At 44.5% G+C, this 19179-nt stretch carries 19 protein-coding genes; 14 read left to right on the plus strand and 5 right to left on the minus strand.

The genetic code is table 11. The features are described from left to right. Nucleotides 1-76 precede the first annotated feature (76 nt). Nucleotides 77-292 (minus strand): hypothetical protein, encoded by a 216-nt coding sequence (locus tag A4R26_RS17905; protein ID WP_081165860.1) that lies wholly within the window; start codon nucleotides 290-292, stop codon nucleotides 77-79. A 440-nt stretch (nucleotides 293-732) separates the two neighbouring features. Between A4R26_RS17905 and A4R26_RS17910 the strand changes: the two genes are divergently transcribed. Beyond that, nucleotides 733-2445: a M23 family metallopeptidase gene (locus A4R26_RS17910; protein WP_165760321.1), complete on the plus strand. Its 1713-nt coding sequence runs from the start codon at nucleotides 733-735 to the stop codon at nucleotides 2443-2445. Between the two features lie 93 nt (nucleotides 2446-2538). Beyond that, nucleotides 2539-3000 (plus strand): thioredoxin-dependent thiol peroxidase, encoded by a 462-nt coding sequence (gene bcp / locus A4R26_RS17915; RefSeq protein ID WP_081165866.1) that lies wholly within the window; start codon nucleotides 2539-2541, stop codon nucleotides 2998-3000. Between the two features lie 162 nt (nucleotides 3001-3162). Here bcp and A4R26_RS17920 read toward each other — a convergent pair whose 3' ends face one another. Continuing rightward, nucleotides 3163-4374, minus strand: coding sequence for an ROK family transcriptional regulator (locus A4R26_RS17920; protein ID WP_081165869.1), 1212 nt, complete (start codon nucleotides 4372-4374; stop codon nucleotides 3163-3165). A 753-nt stretch (nucleotides 4375-5127) separates the two neighbouring features. Here A4R26_RS17920 and A4R26_RS17925 point away from each other — a divergent pair. From A4R26_RS17925 to A4R26_RS17940, 4 genes are all read left to right on the plus strand, one after another. Next, nucleotides 5128-5475, plus strand: a complete 348-nt coding sequence (locus A4R26_RS17925) for a hypothetical protein (protein WP_081165872.1) — start codon at nucleotides 5128-5130, stop codon at nucleotides 5473-5475. Between the two features lie 14 nt (nucleotides 5476-5489). Further along, nucleotides 5490-5924 carry an OB-fold protein gene (locus A4R26_RS17930; protein ID WP_081165875.1) on the plus strand — a complete coding sequence of 145 codons (435 nt, stop codon included), beginning with the start codon at nucleotides 5490-5492 and terminating at the stop codon, nucleotides 5922-5924. Nucleotides 5925-5988: 64 nt separating this feature from the next. After that, nucleotides 5989-6555, plus strand: coding sequence for a YceI family protein (locus A4R26_RS17935; RefSeq protein ID WP_081165878.1), 567 nt, complete (start codon nucleotides 5989-5991; stop codon nucleotides 6553-6555). A gap of 118 nt (nucleotides 6556-6673) precedes the next feature. Beyond that, complete coding sequence (locus tag A4R26_RS17940) at nucleotides 6674-7564, plus strand: DUF5777 family beta-barrel protein (protein ID WP_081165881.1); 891 nt, start codon at nucleotides 6674-6676, stop codon at nucleotides 7562-7564. A 102-nt stretch (nucleotides 7565-7666) separates the two neighbouring features. Here A4R26_RS17940 and A4R26_RS17945 read toward each other — a convergent pair whose 3' ends face one another. Further along, nucleotides 7667-8425: a biotin--[acetyl-CoA-carboxylase] ligase gene (locus A4R26_RS17945; protein ID WP_242674939.1), complete on the minus strand. Its 759-nt coding sequence runs from the start codon at nucleotides 8423-8425 to the stop codon at nucleotides 7667-7669. A gap of 198 nt (nucleotides 8426-8623) precedes the next feature. Between A4R26_RS17945 and rsfS the strand changes: the two genes are divergently transcribed. The 7 genes from rsfS (at nucleotide 8624) to A4R26_RS17980 (ending at nucleotide 15239) form a co-directional block, all read left to right on the plus strand. Beyond that, a complete protein-coding gene (gene rsfS / locus A4R26_RS17950; protein WP_081165884.1) occupies nucleotides 8624-9025 on the plus strand; it encodes a ribosome silencing factor in 402 nt (133 codons plus the stop codon). Between the two features lie 137 nt (nucleotides 9026-9162). Continuing rightward, entirely contained in the window at nucleotides 9163-11220 is a 2058-nt protein-coding gene (ftsH, locus tag A4R26_RS17955) for an ATP-dependent zinc metalloprotease FtsH (protein WP_081165887.1), read from the plus strand. Nucleotides 11221-11228: 8 nt separating this feature from the next. Next, nucleotides 11229-11864, plus strand: a complete 636-nt coding sequence (locus A4R26_RS17960; protein WP_081165890.1) for a LutC/YkgG family protein — start codon at nucleotides 11229-11231, stop codon at nucleotides 11862-11864. Nucleotides 11865-11869: 5 nt separating this feature from the next. Continuing rightward, nucleotides 11870-12295 (plus strand): gamma-glutamylcyclotransferase family protein, encoded by a 426-nt coding sequence (locus A4R26_RS17965; protein WP_081165893.1) that lies wholly within the window; start codon nucleotides 11870-11872, stop codon nucleotides 12293-12295. 93 nt (nucleotides 12296-12388) lie between these two features. After that, nucleotides 12389-13228, plus strand: a complete 840-nt coding sequence (locus A4R26_RS17970; RefSeq protein ID WP_242674940.1) for a UDP-2,3-diacylglucosamine diphosphatase — start codon at nucleotides 12389-12391, stop codon at nucleotides 13226-13228. 47 nt (nucleotides 13229-13275) lie between these two features. Further along, on the plus strand, nucleotides 13276-14049 hold the full coding sequence (locus tag A4R26_RS17975) for a hypothetical protein (RefSeq protein ID WP_081165899.1): 774 nt from the start codon (nucleotides 13276-13278) through the stop codon (nucleotides 14047-14049). Between the two features lie 89 nt (nucleotides 14050-14138). Then, complete coding sequence (locus A4R26_RS17980) at nucleotides 14139-15239, plus strand: mechanosensitive ion channel family protein (RefSeq protein ID WP_081165902.1); 1101 nt, start codon at nucleotides 14139-14141, stop codon at nucleotides 15237-15239. Between the two features lie 248 nt (nucleotides 15240-15487). Here A4R26_RS17980 and A4R26_RS17985 read toward each other — a convergent pair whose 3' ends face one another. Both A4R26_RS17985 and A4R26_RS34485 read right to left on the minus strand, forming a co-directional pair. Beyond that, a complete protein-coding gene (locus tag A4R26_RS17985) occupies nucleotides 15488-16030 on the minus strand; it encodes a hypothetical protein (protein WP_081165904.1) in 543 nt (180 codons plus the stop codon). Nucleotides 16031-16129: 99 nt separating this feature from the next. Continuing rightward, on the minus strand, nucleotides 16130-16717 hold the full coding sequence (locus A4R26_RS34485; RefSeq protein ID WP_107685854.1) for a MerR family transcriptional regulator: 588 nt from the start codon (nucleotides 16715-16717) through the stop codon (nucleotides 16130-16132). Between the two features lie 278 nt (nucleotides 16718-16995). Here A4R26_RS34485 and gyrB point away from each other — a divergent pair, with 278 nt between their 5' ends. Further along, nucleotides 16996-18975: a DNA topoisomerase (ATP-hydrolyzing) subunit B gene (gyrB, locus tag A4R26_RS17995; protein WP_081165906.1), complete on the plus strand. Its 1980-nt coding sequence runs from the start codon at nucleotides 16996-16998 to the stop codon at nucleotides 18973-18975. Nucleotides 18976-19179: the final 204 nt, after the last annotated feature.

A 19179-nucleotide genomic window follows, 5' to 3' on the forward strand; every position in this document is an offset into this window, starting at 1 on the left:
GCTTCGGGATCAGGTAATAAAAAAGCCTTCACCATCCGGCAAAGGCTTTGAATTGCTGGCTGAAATTTATGGTAAATCAGTTGTTGTGAAAAGCGGCTAATTCAATATCGTCAAGTGCAACACCTCCGCCCCGTATCAGCTTCTTTTGTTCGGCTATCTGACGTTTTTCATCAAAACGACTTTTGATACGGAAAACCCATTTCTGTTTTGCTTCACTTCCACGAAAGATACCTACTATCGTGCCGATCGACAGAGCCAATAAAAGTATCATCCTGTTCCTAATCGTTTTCATAAAACCGAGTTTGTAAAATTATTCTGTCCATTACTTTATTTAAGACAACTTATATACGCCAAATGCTGTTCCAATGTTTATAAAAATCATACCACTATGTGGGTATTTTTTAAAAATTAACAGATGTATACCCGTATTGGATCTTCCTCTATTTTTATTCTGATTTTATTCCGAGGTAACCCGTCTTAATATTTTTTTAATATTGACATTTTTGCACGTTTTCACAAAGGATATCATGGTATTTTTAACATCCTGTAATGGGTAATGGGTAGCCGCTGTTTACGAAAGTTAGTAGCGCCCTGTACTTAAGATGACAGTATTCATTTTTTACATAACATTTTACCGGAACAGGCCAGTCACGTAGTTTTGCAGCCTCGATGTCGCGGCTACCGCAACAGGCACTGGCAAACTTTTTATCGATTAATCAAGCAAAAGCACCCATGAGAATAATCACACTATTGTTATTGCTGAAAAGCACCAATCTGGCAGCCCAGTTATTTTCGCCTTCGGGCTATCCCCAGGGATACTTCCGCAACCCGCTCAGTATTCCCATGCGGCTGGCAGGCAATTTTGGCGAATTGCGGCCCAATCACTATCACATGGGGTTTGATATAAAAACGAACGCCCGTGAAAACCTGCCGGTGTATTCAGCTGCTGATGGTTATATTGGTCGTATCAAAATAGAACCCTATGGATTTGGCCGGGCTATATACGTTGTGCATCCCAATGGTTTTACTACGGTATATGCGCATTTGAATGCATTCAACCCTACCCTGGAAAAATGGGTAAAAGACCAGCAGTACCAGCAACAATCGTGGAAGGTTTTTCTCGAATTAACGCCCGATCTTTTCCCGGTGAAAAAAGGCGACTTTTTGGCTTATAGTGGAAATACGGGCGGGTCGCAGGCGCCGCACTTGCATTTTGAAGTAAGACGCACGAATGGGGATGTAAATGTGAATCCTTTTTTATTCGGTTTTCCGGTGGCCGACAATATACCGCCGGTATTGCAGCGGTTGGCGGTGTACGACAGAACCCGTAGCGTTTATGAGCAATCGCCCCGCGTATATCCGGTGCGTGCGGTTTCCGGTTCGCGCTACCTGCCCTCGCCGTCGGTAATAACCGTTGCTTCGCCGCTGGTGAGCTTTGGCATCGGCGCTTATGATACCCAAACAGGTTCTCCCAATCATAATGGCATTTTTGAATCGACACTGCTGTTTGACGATGAGCCGGTGGTAGGCTTCAGAATGGATAACATCAGTTACAACGATACCCGCGACCTGAATGCCCATATCGATTATAAGACAAAGTCACAGGGTGGCGCTTTTTTGCAGCACCTGTCTGAACTGCCCGGTTATATGAACAGCATTTATAAACGAAAAAAAGGCGATGGGGTGGTAGATGTAAGCGATGGCGCTGTGCACCAGGTTGCAATTGTGGTTAAGGACGCCAGCGGAAACACCAGTACCCTTAATTATAAGGTTCAGTATAAGCTCAACGATCGTGGCCAGGAACAGCCTGTGACCTCAGCCAAAAAGTTTTACCCGCTAATGATGGATGGGTACGAAAGTGAGGAATGCGAATTTTACATTGGCGAGCGCTGTTTGTACGATTCAGTGCATATCCGCTACAATAAAGCCGCCAATACAAACGGACAGGTGGTTTCATCGATACATACAATTGGCGCTGCCTATATTCCCCTGCGCGATTCCATGCTGGTGCGTATTCAGCCAAACAGGCCGCTGACCGATGCGGAAAAGTCGCGTACAATTATGCAATGGTTTGCCGGTACCAAAAAAGAGATTCAGAAAGTACAATGGCAGGGCAACTGGGCATCGGCCCGGTTCCGTGACCTCGGAAATTTTCAGCTGGTAGTTGATGTGGAACCGCCTGCAGTTACCCCGGTTGGTTTTGCCGATGGATCGGATGTAAGCAAGGCCTCGCGCATTGTTTTCACTGTAGCCGATAATTTCGACCGAATCAAAAATGTGCGTACCGAACTCGATGGAAAATGGCTGCGGTTCACCAACGATAAGGGCAAAACCTTCGTGTACTATTTTGATGAAAAGTGTATGTCGGGCCAGCACCGGTTGAAGATCCGTGCTGAAGACGAGGCCGGGAATGTTACTGAAAAAGTATTTGACATAATTCGATAATCGGTTATTGAAAATAATAGCTGCCTGATGGGCCAGCCCCAGGGCTTTTTATTATCACATTATCTCATTGGCAAATGAGCTAATTTGCATTTTATGATCACATTAAAGGAAGGCGATAAAGCGCCGGCATTCAGTGCCAGGGACCAGAATGGCAGAAAAGTTTCGCTCGGCGAATTCAAAGGGAAGAAGGTGGTGCTGTATTTTTATCCTGAAGACGATACCCCTACCTGTACGGTTCAGGCCTGCAACCTGCGCGATAACTATGGGTTGCTAAAGAAGAATGGCTTTGAAGTGCTTGGAGTTAGCCCGAACGATGAAAAAAGCCATAAAAAGTTTGAGACCAAATTCGACCTGCCATTTACTTTACTGGCCGATCCCGGTCATGCCATAATAAATAAGTATGGCGTTTGGGGCGAAAAGCAAATGTTCGGTAACAAATATATGGGCGTTCACCGCACCACTTTTGTGATCAATGAAAAGGGTTTTATTAGTAAAATATTCCTGCGGCCAAAGAATAAACAGCATGCGGAAGAGATCGTCGAGTTGAGTAGATAACTTGATTAATAACAATAAATTAAGGTGTGTAAAAAACTAATAATATAGTATTAATGGTTGTCTTCATTGTCCATTAATGCTTTATGACTACCATTACAATAAAATTATACGACCTTATTTCAGTTAAACTGGGTAAAGAAACCGCTGAAGTGACAGCATCAATTACGCCACCGCCCCCGGTTGAGCTTCTTTTTTCCATTCGCTTTTTTCAAAATTCTCCATAACCAATGCGGCAGCGCCGGTTATTTCGGCCTGATAGCCAAGTGAAGAAATGCCTAACTCGGTATTCAGCGCCAGCCGCGGTATACAATGTTCATTTAAAGCCTGCTGAATAGGCGCCTGCCATATTTTACCAGCCGATGATCCCCGGCCGCTTAAGATTACGAGTTCAGGGTTCAGTAAATGAATTAGTATAGCTACTCCTCTGCCGATATTATAACCCGATTCGGATAGAATTTCAACGGCAAACTTATCGCCTTTGCCGGCGGCCTTTATTATGTCCTGAAACGCCTGCTCGGCACGGTCAACAGGTAATTCATTCAACAGTGAAATTTTTCCTTCCTTCAATCCCTTGTTGGCTTTTTCAATTACCACCAACAGCGAGGTTTCGGTTTCAAGGCAGCCGCTTTTACCACAGCTGCATAATTTATTATTCAAAAAAAGCGGAATATGGCTGAATTCACCGGCAAATCCATTGTGGCCCCTGAATAACTCGCCATTCAGGATCATGCCCAATCCAACGCCCCAGCCTACATTTATTACCATGGCATTTTTTTTACCACGGGCCGCACCGAACATCAGCTCGGCCAGCGCTATAAGCCGGGAATCGTTATCGATAAATACCGGCAGTTTGAGTTTTGAAGAAATGTATTGCGTTAACGTACCCTGCTCCGGTTCAAGAAAGGTATAGTTCTGTCCCTGCAGGGCATCAACAAAGCCTGGCATGCCAATGCCAACGCCGGCTATATTATCTTTTGAAATACCCGATTTGCTTATGACCTCTTCTATCTTTTCAGTCAGGGTCGCCAGCGCTTTCGGGTTGCGGGGCAGGGGAAGCTCAAATATTTCGGTGGCAGCTACCTGGGTATTTTGCATGTTCAGGATGGCAATACGGGTTATCAACTGGTCCATAGCCACCGATACCACATACAGCACATCGGGTTTCAGTGAATACATAACGGCCCGCCGGCCGCCGGTTGAAGCCGCAAAGCCAGTTTCCGTTACCCAGCCTTCTTCAATGAGTTTTCCCAGCATCTTGGTAGTTACGGGCAAACTTTTATTGATCTTGTCGCTTAGGTCGGCGCAGGACAGCATATTAGAGAAATACAGATGCTTTACGATCTTTTTTCTATACAGTTGATTCTTTTCCGTCATGTACAGTAGCTGAAACTTTTATCAAATTTACTGTTAAGTATCAGAACTTTAAAGCACAATGTAAAAGTCGGCCGGGACATTTTCGGGGCAACCGTTGTTGCCGCACCTGAAGCACTACCTGCAACGGGTCGTTTTCTCACTTCTTTTCCCAAAAACGGGTGCTTTGATCTGATTTTAACGTAAGGCTCCGGCCATTTTACAAAGAATAAGATAATGCTTTAGCACGAGATCCTAACAATATATCTCGGCGATAGCATACAGTCGGGGCAACTTTCCAGGAATATTTGTCGTATAGTTTTATGCAAGTCCCGCGAGGGGTGCAATGGTGTATTCTATACGGTACCCGGTCTTATATCTTAACAGGTAAAGTAATATTCAATTTTAATGTACAAGCCAGCTGATGCACCGGTACATGAATGAACCGGTGAGTAGGATCAACTGGTATGAGCAATACAACGCAGTAGGTACGTCGTGCAAACGGTGTACTTCTATGGGTTATTTTTTAGTTTTAGGGTTTGGTTACCCTGTCCTTAAAAGGGCAGGGTTTTTCATGCTGTGACGGTTGTTGCAGGCATAGCAAAGCATTGGTTAAAGTCATTGATGAAAATGCGGTTGAGGCAACCAAACTAAACGGTTGATCGTACAACTCCATAGTTATTTGATAATGCACCCATTCAGTAATACCATGCTGAAGTCGAAAATACCCATGCTTACTCCGGTGCAGGTATAAACAGCTGTTTCAATTGTTGTACTATGATAAAAAAAATTGCAGGCGTTCTAACAGGCGGTATTATGTTATTGTACGGATGTTATAATGATAAGGAGGAACTTTTATATGGTAACGACACATGCGATGGCAATACGTCATTTGCCATGAACGTAAACCCTATCATTCAGGCAAATTGCGCTATTCCTGATTGTCATGCAGCAGGAAGCTCCAATGGCCCCGGCGCCCTTACTACATATGGGCAAATTAAAAATGTTGCAGTAGAAATAAAATCAGCGGTGGTTTCACGTTTTATGCCGAAGAACGGGTCTCTTACCGAAAGCCAGATAAAAACCATCAGTTGCTGGGTTGATGCCGGCGCTCCCAATAATTAAATAGTATTTTTTTCATGACAAAAAAAAGGATGATCATTGGTGGTATAGCAGTTATTATAATGATAACTGCCATTTATGCCTGGTACCAGTATAACAGGACCGTTCAGGGGCTTGCCGATGTAAAGGCCGATTACTCAGTGGATGCACCTGCACTGATCAATGAGTTTGTCAGCAACGAAGACCTGGCCCATAAAAAATACCTGAACAAGATACTGTCGGTGAAAGGAACAATCAAAAGCGTTGAACCGGGTGGTACCATTGTATTGGGCGATACTACCGAAATGAACGGCGTGCGTTGTGTTTTAGACACCAGTGCCAACGCTGCTGCCGGTTCATTACAACGAGGTGCAACAATAACTATCAAGGGCGCCATTACCGGGTTTAACAAAGATGAAACCGGTTTGCTGGGTTCAGATGTTCAGCTGAACCGTTGCGTTATTGCCAATTAAACCCCACCCGTGCCAGGTCGCCGGCACAGGCGCAACACCATTCATAAAACCAAATATTGTTACAATGAACCTACTGATCAGGAAAGGCATTATTTCATGCTGCTTCATATTAATTACCACTTCGTTAATTGCCCAGGATAAATTCTTTACGAAAAGCGGTTCCATAAGTTTTGTTTCAAAAGGCGTTATTGAAACCATCACAGCCAGCCACCGGAGTGTTACCTGTGTGCTTGATTCAAAAACCGGTGCGCTTCAGTTCGCTGTGCTGATGAAAGGGTTTGAATTTAAAAAAGCGTTGATGCAGGAGCATTTCAATGAAAACTATGTAGAGAGCGACAAATTTCCCAGGGCTGAATTTCGGGGTCAGATTGCAAACAATGGCGACATCGCCTATACAAAAGACGGTGTATATAATGCGCATGTGAAAGGTAAACTCACTATGCATGGACAAACAAAGGATGTTGAAGCTGAAGGAAAGGTAACTGTTAAGAGCGGCAGACTGGGAGCTGTTTCGCAGTTCGACATCCTGATGTCAGATTTCAGTATAAAAATACCGGGGCCTGTAAAAGAGAACATGTCGGATAAAGTAACCATTACCGTCAACTGCACATTAGAGCCATTGAAAGGCTAGTAAGTAGTGACGGACCGCCGGGTAGCGAAAGGCAAAGGGAAGCAGCGGGTTTCCAATAATAACCCCTTTAGCCATTTTGCCATCAGCCACTGGCATTTAAATAAAAACCAACCCAGATATGACTAAAATAACCAACATACTGCTTACTGCTTTTATCGTTGCAGTGGCAGGCAATACCCTTCAGGCCCAGGATCAGGACCTGTTGCAACTGGTAAAGGATTCTGCCAACGATACAAAAAAACAATGGTCAACTGCCGCATTTAAATCAACCCGGGTAATAAACGGGCAGTCTATGGAACTGCTGGGCAAAGGAGTGCTCGATGTGCGGATCCTTCACCGTTTCGGCCTCTTAAGCAACGGCGCCGATAATTTCTTTGGCCTTGATGAAGCCAGTATGCGCATGGGTTTCGATTATGGAATAACCGATAATTTAATGATAGGTGTTGGCCGAAGCACGTTGAATAAAGAGCTGGACGCCTTTTTTAAATGGCGCCCTGTGCGGCAGGCCGATGGCGGCTTTCCCGTTTCGCTGATTTGGATGTCGGGCATTACCGCGCATACAATGAAGTGGGCCGATACAACGCGTAAAAATTATTTTTCTTCGCGGCTGGCGTATTACAACCAGGTTATCATTGGCCGTAAGTTCAGTAATGCATTCAGTTTGCAGTTAAGCCCCATTTTGGTGCACCGCAACCTGGTTACCAATGCCGATGATGAAAACAATACCTGGGCGTTGGGTTTCGGTGCGCGACTGAAGCTTTCAAAACGTACCGCATTCGTAGTAGATTATCATCCCATTCTGGCCGGCCGTGAACCGGGAACAAAAGATCCGTTATCAGTTGGGTTCGACATTGAAACCGGCGGTCACGTATTTCAGTTACACTTCAGCAACAGTACCGGTATGAATGAAAAAGCCTTCCTTACCGGCACAACCGACGATTTCTGGAAGGGCGATATCCGGTTCGGATTTAATTTATCGAGGGTGTTTCAGGTAAGAAAGAAGAAATAATGTGATAATGTGATAATTCGATATCGTGATAATGGAAATACAGGGAATTAAAAATCCGGAGCAACGCTCCGGATTTAATTATCGAATTATCACATTATCACATTATCGAATTACGAATTCCACTTCGCCGAAATCAAATTCCCGTTCCATCACATCCTTTGTCTTCAATCTTCCTGTATCTGTTACGCCGGCAATAGTGGTTTCAAATGAAATATTTCCTTTTTTGAGGGTAACAGGCTGATGTAATTTGTACAGTACCTGCTGATATTCCTGCATGATGCTTTCTGTTTCGCCCTCCTGCAGCTGTTGGTAACGGTTTTCGAGGCACTGGCAAAGCTCCCTGCCCAATGCTGCAGCGTCAAAATCGCGGCCGGTGATCTGTTTCAGCGAAACCGGGTTGGGCAACGAAGGGTCGAAAACAACCTGGTTCACGTTTATCCCGATACCCACTACGGCATATAGCCAATCTGTGCCGCGAAAAACATTTTCTATTAAAATGCCTCCTGCCTTTCTGTCACGCCAATACACATCATTGGGCCATTTGATACAGGTTTCATCCCCGGCATATTTTTTATAAAAGTCATAACAGGCGAGGGCTGCTGTTGCAGAAAGCCAGAACTGGCGGGTGGGTAATAAACCGGGTATAACAACAGTACTGAACATTATGTTAAGATTAGGTGTTGTTATCCAGCTTTTTCCCCGCTGGCCTTTACCGGCTGTTTGCTCAAGGGCAAACCAGGTGGCACCATGAGTTGCCAATCCGGCTTGTATTTGCCGCATGGCATAGTTGTTGGTGCTGTCTACTGTTGGTAATATTATATAAGGATGACCAATGGGTGCCCGTTTACCAGGATGTGCCAAAAGATTATTATTTTTGGGATGTGCGAAATTAGGGATTACCCATGAGCGTTTAAGAAGAGAAATGTTGTAATAAGCGGATTTATTCGTATTTTAAATACCAGTAGTCAATCCCTGGTCAGGGAAACGGATCGAGTCTGATAACTGCGCTCCTCACTACCAGAATGAAAAAACACAATTGATCATTAAAACACCAGATTATTGGAACAAGTTTCAAGAGTAGCTACCCGTCGTAAGCGAAAAAGTGTAGCCAGGTTAACAAAAAATTCAAAGATTTTCAAAGCAATCATTCACGCCATAAAGGAGAAGAAGGGAGACAATATTGTTTCGTTGGACTTACGTAAAATTCCCGAAGCTGTTGCCGACTATTTCATCATTTGCGAAGCCAGCAGTACCACCCAGGTTAAAGCCATTGCTGACTTTGTGATGGCGCATGTTGAGAAAACAGTAGAAGAAACCCCCTACCATAGCGAAGGGCAGCAGTCATCGCACTGGATACTAGTCGATTATGTTAACGTCGTTGTTCACGTAATGCTGCCCGAAACCCGCAAATTTTACAAGCTCGAAGAAATGTGGAACGACGCTGAAGGTGAAGAATATTAAGCCCTGGTCGCAAAAATTAATGTTAAAATGCGGCTTTGTGCGAAATAATGATTAACTAACAGCTTTTTAGGCGAACAATTAGGTGCCATCGATCATTAATTATATTAAATAGAAAAACCAAGGACAAGCAACAATATATGTCACAGGACGAGTCAAGACAGAACGACCGCAATTTTCCTCGCTTACGTCCCCGCGATGACGGTGGGCAGCGAAAAGGTCCAAAATTCAATATTTACTGGGTTTGGGCTATCATTTTTGCTGTTTTAGTAGGCTTTCAGTTATTTGGTTCCTTTGCTCCGGATGCTAAAACCATTACCGACCTCGAGTTCTACAAAATGTTGGATAATGGCGATGTAGAAAAGCTCAATACAGTTACCAATAAGAATACGGTTCGGGTTTTTATCAAGAAAGACAGATTGCCCAAATACAAGGATCAGCTTTCTAAAAACTGGCCAAGTGTTGGTGATAAAGGTCCTCATTTTGAGTTCAAGGTGATCAAGGCCGAGGAGTTTGATAAAAAACTCGATGACCATTATAAAGTACACCCCGAAATAGAGAAGGTTCCAAACATTCCGATCCAGGAAGGCGAATGGTTCGGCTCTATTATACAATTCCTGTTACCCCTTGTAGTTATCGTACTTATCTGGGTAATGCTGATGCGTAAAATGGGTGGCGGCGCCTCGGGCGGCAGTGGTCCAGGCGGAATATTCAACATTGGTAAATCAAGAGCTACCCTGTTCGATAAAGGCACGAAAGTGAACATTACCTTCGCCGATGTGGCCGGTCTCGATGAAGCCAAGGTAGAGGTAATGGAGATCGTTGACTTTTTAAAGAATCCCAAAAAATACACTTCACTCGGTGGTAAAATACCTAAAGGCGCTTTACTGGTAGGGCCTCCCGGAACCGGTAAAACCCTGCTGGCAAAAGCCATGGCCGGTGAAGCACAGGTACCTTTCTTCAGCATGAGCGGTAGCGATTTCGTAGAGCTGTTTGTTGGGGTAGGTGCCAGCCGTGTTCGCGACCTGTTTAAACAGGCCCGTGAAAAAGCGCCCTGTATCATTTTCATCGATGAAATTGATGCCATTGGCCGCGCACGTGGCAAGAACGCGATCATGAGCAACGACGAGCGTGAAAGCACATTGAACCAGTTGCTGGTAGAAATGGATGGTTTTAGCGGCGAAAGCGGGATCATCGTGCTGGCTGCTACCAACCGCCCCGATGTACTTGACACCGCCCTGTTACGCCCGGGCCGTTTCGATCGCCAGATCTCGATCGACAAACCTGATCTGAAAGGCCGCGAGCACATCTTCAAAGTGCACCTGAAGCCGATCAAGATCTCTGAAAAAGTTGATATTCATAAACTGGCCGAGCAAACACCAGGTTTTGCCGGCGCCGATATCGCCAACGTTTGTAATGAAGCCGCGCTGATCGCAGCCCGTAAAGGCAAACAATCAGTTGAAATGGACGACTTCCAGGATGCTGTTGACAGGGTGATCGGCGGTTTGGAAAAGAAGAACAAGATCATTTCTCCCGACGAAAAACGCATTATCGCATACCACGAGGCTGGTCACGCCATTTGCGGCTGGTTCCTCGAACATGCTTATCCATTACTGAAAGTGACGATCGTTCCAAGAGGGGTTGCCGCTTTAGGTTACGCACAGTACACTCCGAAAGAGCAATACCTTTACAATACCGATCAACTGATGGACCAGATCTGCATGACGCTCGGCGGCCGTGCCAGTGAAGATATTTTCTTCAATAAAATATCTACCGGCGCACAGAACGACCTGCAGCAGATCACCCGCATAGCCTATTCGATGGTTACAGTATATGGTATGAATGAAAAAGTGGGTAACGTAAGTTTTTACGATCCATCTGCAGAGAATTCATTTACCAAACCATACTCGGAAGAAACTTCCAAGATCATCGATGAAGAGGTTCGCAAGCTGATCGACGAAGCATACGTAAATACAAAGAAATTACTTACCGAGAAAAAGGCTCAGGTAGAAAAACTTGCCGAAGCCCTGCTCGAAAAAGAAGTATTATTCCAGAGTGACGTAGAAGCATTGATCGGTAAACGACCCTTTACCGACAAGAAAACGCTTGATGTAGATGGTGAAGGTCATACCGAAGGCGCCATCAGCGAAGGTGTTCCTCCATATGACAGTAATGTAACTAATCACCCGGCTACATAATTGCTATTATGAACGTTTCTCCGGCTAAAGAAAATATTTTAAAAAAGATAAGGAAGGCGTTGACGAACTCAACGCCTCTCCCTTTTCCGCAAAGTGAGGGCAGCAGTTCAGTATATCAACCGTCTCAACAGGATCTGGGCCTTGAATTCGCCCAGCGATTCACCAGCCTGCAGGGCAAATTTGTTTTCTGCGAAAATCATCAGGAACTGGCCGCCCAGCTTAGCCTGATAGCAGCCTCTAACAAATGGGATAAGATATTTTGTAAAGAAGAAGGTTTGCGGAGAATACTGGCAGAAAATCAATTCACTCATTACACCCACAACGACCTGGCTTCCTGCGATACCGCCATCACCACCTGTGAATGGCTGGTAGCACGTACCGGCAGTATTGTAATGTCGGCTGCACAGGAAAGCGGCCGCACGGTGAGCGTTTATGCGCCCGTGCATATTTGCATTGCCTATACCAGTCAACTGGTATATGATATTAAAGATGCATTGTTGAAGGCCAGGGAAAAATATTCCGGCAATCTTCCTTCATTGATCACATTTGCAACAGGGCCCAGCCGTACGGCAGATATTGAAAAAACGCTGGTTGTAGGAATTCATGGGCCAAAAGAAGTATACGTATTTCTTGTTGATCAATAATAAACATGCAATCAAACATTTACCGGCTGTTTGTTTATGGCTCACTGCGCAGCGGGCTGCTGAACCCGATATTATCCCATATTACCCGGTATTTTGTGTTCGACGGAATGGGCGCTATACAGGGAAATTTATACGACATGGGCGAATACCCCGGCGCGGTTCCTTGTACAGAAGAACATTTGATCGTTGGGGAAGTATATCATATTGCAAACATAGAAGAGTTTGACCAGGCCATGGAAGTGATAGATGATTATGAGGGCCTCATCGTTGAACCCGGCGAAGTGCCGCTTTTCAGAAGAGAACCGGTGCATGTATTGTTCCGGAATTCAACTGTTGTTGCATGGATGTACTGGTACAACAGACCGATCACCGACCGGCCGCGTATTGAATCGGGTGATTTCGTTGCCTATAAGATGAAGATCGGGAAATGAATGAGATAATTGGATAATCAGATAATTTGATAATGAAATACAGAAAATGCTGAATGTTGAAGTGTATGACCAAACTCAAAGTGCGAACCATTTTTGCTATCGTCTATTCATCATTCACCATTGACCATTCACCAAATGCAACCCGGTAAAAAAGTATATTTCCTTTCTGACTTCCACCTGGGTGTTCCCGACTATGCATCGAGCCTGGAACGCGAGAAACGTATTGTGGCATTCCTCGAAGAAATACGCAGGGATGCAGCCGTTATTTTTATCGTAGGTGATATGTTCGATTTCTGGTACGAATACCGTACTGTTGTGCCAAGAGGTTATGTGCGTTTACTGGGAAAGCTGGCCGAAATAACCGATTCCGGCATTCCGGTTCATTTCTTCGTTGGCAATCATGATATGTGGATGAAGGACGGCGCAAAGCAGGGCTATCTTCAACAGGAGTTGAACATTCCCGTATATTTCGAGCCCCGTGCATTCGAATTCAATAATAAAAAATTCTGGGTTGGCCACGGCGACGGGTTAGGCCCCGGCGATCATGGGTATAAGATGATGAAGAAGGTCTTCCGCAATCCGGTTTGCCAATGGTTATTTGGTATTTTACCGCCCTATATCGGTATGGGTTTGGCCAATTATCTCAGCCGCAGAAGCCGTACTGTTACCGGTATGGCCGATGAAAAGTTCTATGGCGAAGAAGGGGAGTGGCTGATCACTTATTGCAAGGATATTCTCAAAGAACAGCATTACGATTACCTGGTATTCGGCCACCGGCATTTGCCTATCGATTTCGCATTAAAGAGCGGCAGCCGGTATATCAACCTTGGCGACTGGATCCGTTATTATACGTATGCCGTTTTCGACGGACAACAATTATATCTCAAAACCCGTTATCCTGAACTGGAAAATAAAATCGTGCGCCATCCGTGAACAGGTCCCTGATCATACTAGCCGTTTTTTTATGTTGCAGCAAATTCATGGCTGCTCAAAGTATCTCAACCACTGATACTTTTTTTGTATTTAATAAACTGGCCGGCGAGCAGGTTATCGATTTTACCGTTGATAATCTTGGTAACCTGTATATAATAAACAGTACCGGGCAAATAAAAAAAATGGGCCCCGACGGTGATTCCATTGCGGTTTTCAATAATGTGCGGCAGTATGGGAAGCTGTATTTAATGGATGTAGCCAATCCGCTGAGGGTTTTGTTGTACTACCGCGACTTTGGGACCATCGTTGTTTTGGACCGGTTTTTGAATACCCGTGCAACAATTGATCTTCGAAAACAGCAGTTGTTTCAGGTGAATGCCATTGGGCAATCGTATGACAATAACATTTGGGTATACGATGAGCTGGAAAGCAAATTGAAACGGGTAGGAGAAGATGGCCGCATAATAGACCAAAGCACCGACTTCAGGTTAATAGTAGATACCGCACCCTCACCGCAATTTATCGTTGACCAGAACCGTTTGGTATACTTATACGATTCTTTGAAAGGGGTTTACCTGTTCGATTATTATGGTGCATTCAAGAACCGTATTCAGCTAAAGGGCTGGACCGATTTCACCGTGATCGGCAATGTTATGTTCGGCCGTGATGCCGGTATGTTATATCGCTACGAACAGGGCACGTTGAATTTGCAGAACTACCCAATTCCGGCAGCTATGCGCGATGCACAAAAGATAAAGATCACGCCTGGTAACCTGTATGTATTGCGTAATAACCGGCTGGAAGTGTACTCTTATCGATGATCGCTTTTCATAAGATTATAACTTTTTATAGAAGCATACTTTTTTAAAGTTTATAACTTTGAAAAACCTTAAAGCCTGAATTATTAAGAATGGGATCTTTTTTAGATTATATCTTTCTCGACAATACCATTAAGAGTTACCTGATCGTAGCCGGTACTTTATTCCTGATCTTTATATTGAAGCGTTTCTTATCGCGCTACGTTGCCGGGTTACTATTTATAATGATAAAGCGGGTAGTACGTGGAGTAGATAAGAAAGCTTTTGTAAAACTGGTTGTTTCCCCGCTCGAGGTTTTTCTGCTCGTTCTGGCCAGCATCATTGCGCTTGACAAACTTACTTTTCCGAAGGTGCTTAATGTAGTTATTTACAAGGCCAATGTACGTGAGTTTGTAGATGCTATTTCCGTGATCATTCTCATCATTGTATTTATATGGCTGTTGTTGCGTATTATGGATTTCATCACTATGATTTTGCATCACCGCGCCGACCATACGGTGAACCCTGCCGACAACCAACTGGTAGTTTTCTTCAAGGATTTTTTTAAAGTAGTGCTGGTGATCTTCGGCATTTTGCTGATCCTGAAATTCGCTTTTCACTATAACATCAGCAATTTACTCACCGGGCTTAGTATTGCTACAGCGGCCATTGCGCTGGCAACCCGCGAAAGTCTCGAGAACCTGATCGCTTCATTCATTATCTTTTTCGACCGGCCTTTCACCATGGGCGACCAGGTTAAAGTTCAGGATATTACCGGTACCGTAGAAAGGATCGGGTTGCGCAGCACCCGTATTCGAACCGATCAAAAAACCTATGTTACGGTGCCCAATAAACAAATGGTTGACAGCATACTTGATAACCTTTCACTGCGTACGCAACGGCGCGCGCTGGTAACACTTGAACTGCATGCCGAAACGCCGCACGATTCGGTAAACCAGTTTGTGCAACGGGTAAAGAACGTTTTTAACCAACGGAAAGACCAGGTAGAAGGGCATACCGTATTCCTGTCAGATATCCTCAAAAATGCATTTATCATCCATGTTGAATATTTTGCTGCGCCGATACCGGTAGCCGACTTCAATGAACTGCGCCAGCAGATAAACCTTACGCTTATCAATTTGATGGAAGAAATGAATATTAGGCTGGCTACCAAAGAAGAAGGCGGAAAAGCGGAAGTGAAACAGATAGTGTAAACCCGACGCTCATTCGGTTAAGCCGAAACACCCAATTGATTAATTAAAGGCATTTGTAATTGAATTAAACGGTCATGTAATTCAATTGAACAGTGTTGTAATTGAATTGAACAGTGCGGTAATTCAATTGAATTGTGTTGTAATTGAAATTGAAAGCTCTTATAATTTAATTGAAGAGTGCGGAAATCGAATTGAACAGTTTTGCCGGTTTAAGAAAACAGGCTTTTGATGCAATTAAAATCATATGATTACCGCTGACCGCCCGCTTCCATTTTTTTTAAGGTAAACCTGCTTTGTTTACCCGAATCTTCTGAAGGAATTTCAATGGTCATTTTATCGGGCTGCAAGGCGTGTACTTTCAACACCATTGTGCGGTAGCTTTTGCTAAGGCCATCGAAAGAGGTTAAAACGAGGGTTTGATTGCTGGCGCCAAGGGAGTAAGTTCCTTTAAATTGTGCGCTGTTATCGGTGCTTCCGCTCCAGACGAATGATTTGTCTTTATTGAATAATAATCTAAAGCGTATGGCGGCGGCTGAAGCCAGCACTTTTCTCAATTCCTGGCGCATACGAATGCTGTCTTCGCGCAAAATGTCCTGCACTTTATTTTTATACTTGAAATTGTCAACCATGAACCGGAGGCTGGCGAGGGTATCCTGAAAGTCGAGGAGCCGGTCGTTCGTTTCCCAGCGGGTAACCAACCAGTTGCCGGCGAGGGTACTTTCTGTTACGGTTTGTGCATTGGTGTGATACTGACAAATCAGGAAAAGAGCTATGGACAGATATTTCCACATAGGAGGCTTGTTGTTATAGGGAATTTACAGATTTTTCGAGAACGTGAAATAAAAGTTTTCCGCAGGATGTGGGCAGTTGTTACATGTTAAATTTTACTACTACAAAGCCGCTTTTATTTCAAGCAAAAATCCTTTCAGTGATTGCAGAGACTGGATCATTTCAAAATGGGCTGCCGCCTTTGTGTTCTTTTTCAAAAAGTCCTTGGCGCCTTCGATGGTAAGCTTTCTGCGACGCAGCAGGTCGTAGATCAATTCAAGGTTTTTTATATCTATTGGTCTGAAATGGCGGTCGCCTTTACGGTTTTTGCGGGGTTGAATGATATCGAATTCATTCTCCCAGAAACGCAGCAAAGACTGGTTTACGCCAAACATATCGGCTACCTCACCAATAGAGTAGTACTGGCGTTGAAACAATGTTTCGTCATCGGGGATATTTACCAGGTCGGCTTCTGCATCCAGTGCTTTCAGCGATTTACGGCCACGGGTTGATTTTTTAGCGGGAACCGGTGAACTGCTATCCGTTTCGGTTTCCGCAACGGCCGGTTCATCGGCAATGCCAGGCTCTTCAACAATGGTTTGAACCGGTTCCTGCCCGGTTTTTAACGCTTTTACACGTACCCCTACCGAGGCCTCATTTTCGGGTTCGCTGAATTCAAAAGTAATCTGGGAGTAGTTGCGGTTGTCCATAAATCCAATTGATAACCTGGTAAAAATGTAAAAGCTATCAAATATCGTGCAGTAAAGATACAAAGGTTAAAAATCCGATACTTAAGAGAAGTTATCAACGATTGTTGATTTATGTGGAAAACCTTTTGCTTTATTGCTTAAAACACAGGCTGTTGGGGCTTTTCAGCCCCGGAAAAAAGTTCATAAAAAGGGGCCTTAAATAAGGGCAAACCCTTTAATTTTTAGTAAATTTGCAGGATTAATTTTTTATAAACTGCAAGAGCATTCCACACGAATCTATGGCTACAGAAACTACGGAAATCCCTATCACTGCCAATAACGGTTACGGAGCAGATAGCATTCAGGTTTTAGAAGGTTTGGAAGCAGTACGCAAGCGTCCTGCGATGTATATCGGAGACATCGGTGAGAAAGGTCTGCACCACCTTGTTTACGAGGTTGTAGACAACTCTATCGACGAAGCGCTGGCCGGTTATTGTAAAAACATTGTAGTAACTATCCACGACGATAATTCAATTTCTGTTCAGGACGATGGCCGGGGTATTCCTACGGGCATGCACTCGAAAGAAAAAAGAAGCGCGTTGGAGGTGGTAATGACCGTACTGCATGCGGGTGGTAAATTCGATAAGAACACCTACAAAGTATCAGGCGGTTTGCACGGGGTGGGTGTTAGTTGCGTGAACGCATTAAGTACCAAGCTGCATGTTACTGTTCAGAACGAAGGAAAGATCTTCGAACAGGAATACCGCATTGGTGTACCTCAATATCCCGTACGTGAAATTGGCGCCAGCTCTTCAACCGGTACGCTGGTGCACTTCTGGCCCGATAACACTATTTTCACCGCTTCCGTTTACAAAACAGATATCCTCGAAGGCCGTTTGCGCGAACTGGCCTACCTCAACAGGGGTATCCGCATTACGTTGACCGATCTTCGTGAGAAGGACGATAACGGCGATAGCTATACCAAAACATTTTACAGTGAAGGCGGTATCATCGAGTTTGTAGAAATGCTCGATAAAAACGCCGGCCGTACCTCTTTCTTACCCAACGTTATTTATGTTGAAGGAAGGGATCCGGATACGAATGTGGCGGTGGAAGTGGCGTTGACGTATAACGACAGTTATAGCGAGCACATTTATTCATATGTAAATAACATCAATACCATCGAGGGCGGTACGCACGTTGCCGGTTTCCGCCGTGCATTGACCCGTGTTTTCAAAGGCTATGGCGATCGCCAGAACCTGTTTGAAAAAGCCAAGGTGGAAATTGAAGGCGATGATTTTCGCGAAGGATTAAGCTCGATCATCTCAGTAAAAGTACCCGAGCCGCAGTTTGAAGGACAAACAAAAACAAAGCTGGGTAACAGTGAGGTTAGCGGTGTTGTAGATTCAACAGTTTCAAAAGTGCTTGAAGCATTTTTGGAAGAAAATCCCAAGGAAGCCAAGAATATCATCTCTAAAGTGATCCTCGCCGCACAGGCAAGGGCCGCTGCCCGTAAAGCCCGTGAGCTGGTGCAGCGTAAATCGGTATTGACCGGTGGCGGTTTGCCTGGTAAACTGGCCGACTGCAGCGATCGTGATCCGGAGCGTTGCGAGCTGTTCCTGGTTGAGGGTGATTCGGCCGGCGGTACTGCCAAACAGGGCCGTGAACGTGCGTTCCAGGCAATTCTTCCGTTGCGTGGTAAGATCCTGAACGTAGAGAAAGCCATGGAGCACAAGATCTATGAGAACGAAGAAATCCGCAATATGTATACGGCGCTGGGAGTAACAGTGGGTACACCGGAAGATCCCAAAGCGCTGAACCTGGCAAAACTCCGCTATCACAAACTCATCATCATGACCGATGCCGATGTGGATGGTAGCCACATTGCCACACTGATACTTACTTTCATTTATCGTTATATGAAAGAAATGGTTGAGCAGGGTTATGTATACATTGCCCAGCCGCCATTATACCTGGTTAAAAAGGGTAAAGAATCGGCGTATGCATGGAATGAAGAACAACGCAAGGCGCTGGTAGAAAAACTGGGCGGTGGAAAAGAAGAAAGCGTTGGTATTCAACGATACAAAGGTTTGGGTGAAATGAACGCGGAACAATTGTGGGAAACGACCATGAATCCTCAAACCCGCACGTTGAAAAAAGTAACCATTGAAAGCGCTGCCGAAGCCGATCGCATCTTCAGTATGCTGATGGGTGATGAAGTAGCGCCGCGCCGTGAATTCATAGAAAGTCATGCAAAATATGCACGTCTCGACGTGTAATACATAATGGGCTGATTTGCTAATTAGCTAATGTGCTAATGAAAAGGAATGATTTTCGTTAGCACATTTCTTTTTTTTGAGAATGTGAATATGAAAATGTGTTTAATGATTCAGTGTGTTGGTTAGTCAATGTTCAAACGAATTATAATTTGTGTATTCATAGCACATTTACTTATATGTACATTTACTACTCATTGTAAAGAA

This window comes from Niastella populi (genome assembly GCF_002078015.1).
Taxonomy (GTDB): domain Bacteria; phylum Bacteroidota; class Bacteroidia; order Chitinophagales; family Chitinophagaceae; genus Niastella; species Niastella populi.

Bases quoted from the DNA above. Each gene is read 5' to 3' on its own strand.
- A4R26_RS17905 (WP_081165860.1), bottom strand. From the start codon at position 292: ATGAAAACGATTAGGAACAGGATGATACTTTTATTGGCTCTGTCGATC.
- A4R26_RS17910 (WP_165760321.1), top strand. From the start codon at position 733: ATGAGAATAATCACACTATTGTTATTGCTGAAAAGCACCAATCTGGCA.
- bcp (WP_081165866.1), top strand. From the start codon at position 2,539: ATGATCACATTAAAGGAAGGCGATAAAGCGCCGGCATTCAGTGCCAGG.
- A4R26_RS17920 (WP_081165869.1), bottom strand. From the start codon at position 4,374: ATGACGGAAAAGAATCAACTGTATAGAAAAAAGATCGTAAAGCATCTG.
- A4R26_RS17925 (WP_081165872.1), top strand. From the start codon at position 5,128: ATGATAAAAAAAATTGCAGGCGTTCTAACAGGCGGTATTATGTTATTG.
- A4R26_RS17930 (WP_081165875.1), top strand. From the start codon at position 5,490: ATGACAAAAAAAAGGATGATCATTGGTGGTATAGCAGTTATTATAATG.
- A4R26_RS17935 (WP_081165878.1), top strand. From the start codon at position 5,989: ATGAACCTACTGATCAGGAAAGGCATTATTTCATGCTGCTTCATATTA.
- A4R26_RS17940 (WP_081165881.1), top strand. From the start codon at position 6,674: ATGACTAAAATAACCAACATACTGCTTACTGCTTTTATCGTTGCAGTG.
- ftsH (WP_081165887.1), top strand. From the start codon at position 9,163: ATGTCACAGGACGAGTCAAGACAGAACGACCGCAATTTTCCTCGCTTA.
- A4R26_RS17960 (WP_081165890.1), top strand. From the start codon at position 11,229: ATGAACGTTTCTCCGGCTAAAGAAAATATTTTAAAAAAGATAAGGAAG.
- A4R26_RS17965 (WP_081165893.1), top strand. From the start codon at position 11,870: ATGCAATCAAACATTTACCGGCTGTTTGTTTATGGCTCACTGCGCAGC.
- A4R26_RS17975 (WP_081165899.1), top strand. From the start codon at position 13,276: ATGGCTGCTCAAAGTATCTCAACCACTGATACTTTTTTTGTATTTAAT.
- A4R26_RS17980 (WP_081165902.1), top strand. From the start codon at position 14,139: ATGGGATCTTTTTTAGATTATATCTTTCTCGACAATACCATTAAGAGT.
- A4R26_RS17985 (WP_081165904.1), bottom strand. From the start codon at position 16,030: ATGTGGAAATATCTGTCCATAGCTCTTTTCCTGATTTGTCAGTATCAC.
- A4R26_RS34485 (WP_107685854.1), bottom strand. From the start codon at position 16,717: ATGGACAACCGCAACTACTCCCAGATTACTTTTGAATTCAGCGAACCC.
- gyrB (WP_081165906.1), top strand. From the start codon at position 16,996: ATGGCTACAGAAACTACGGAAATCCCTATCACTGCCAATAACGGTTAC.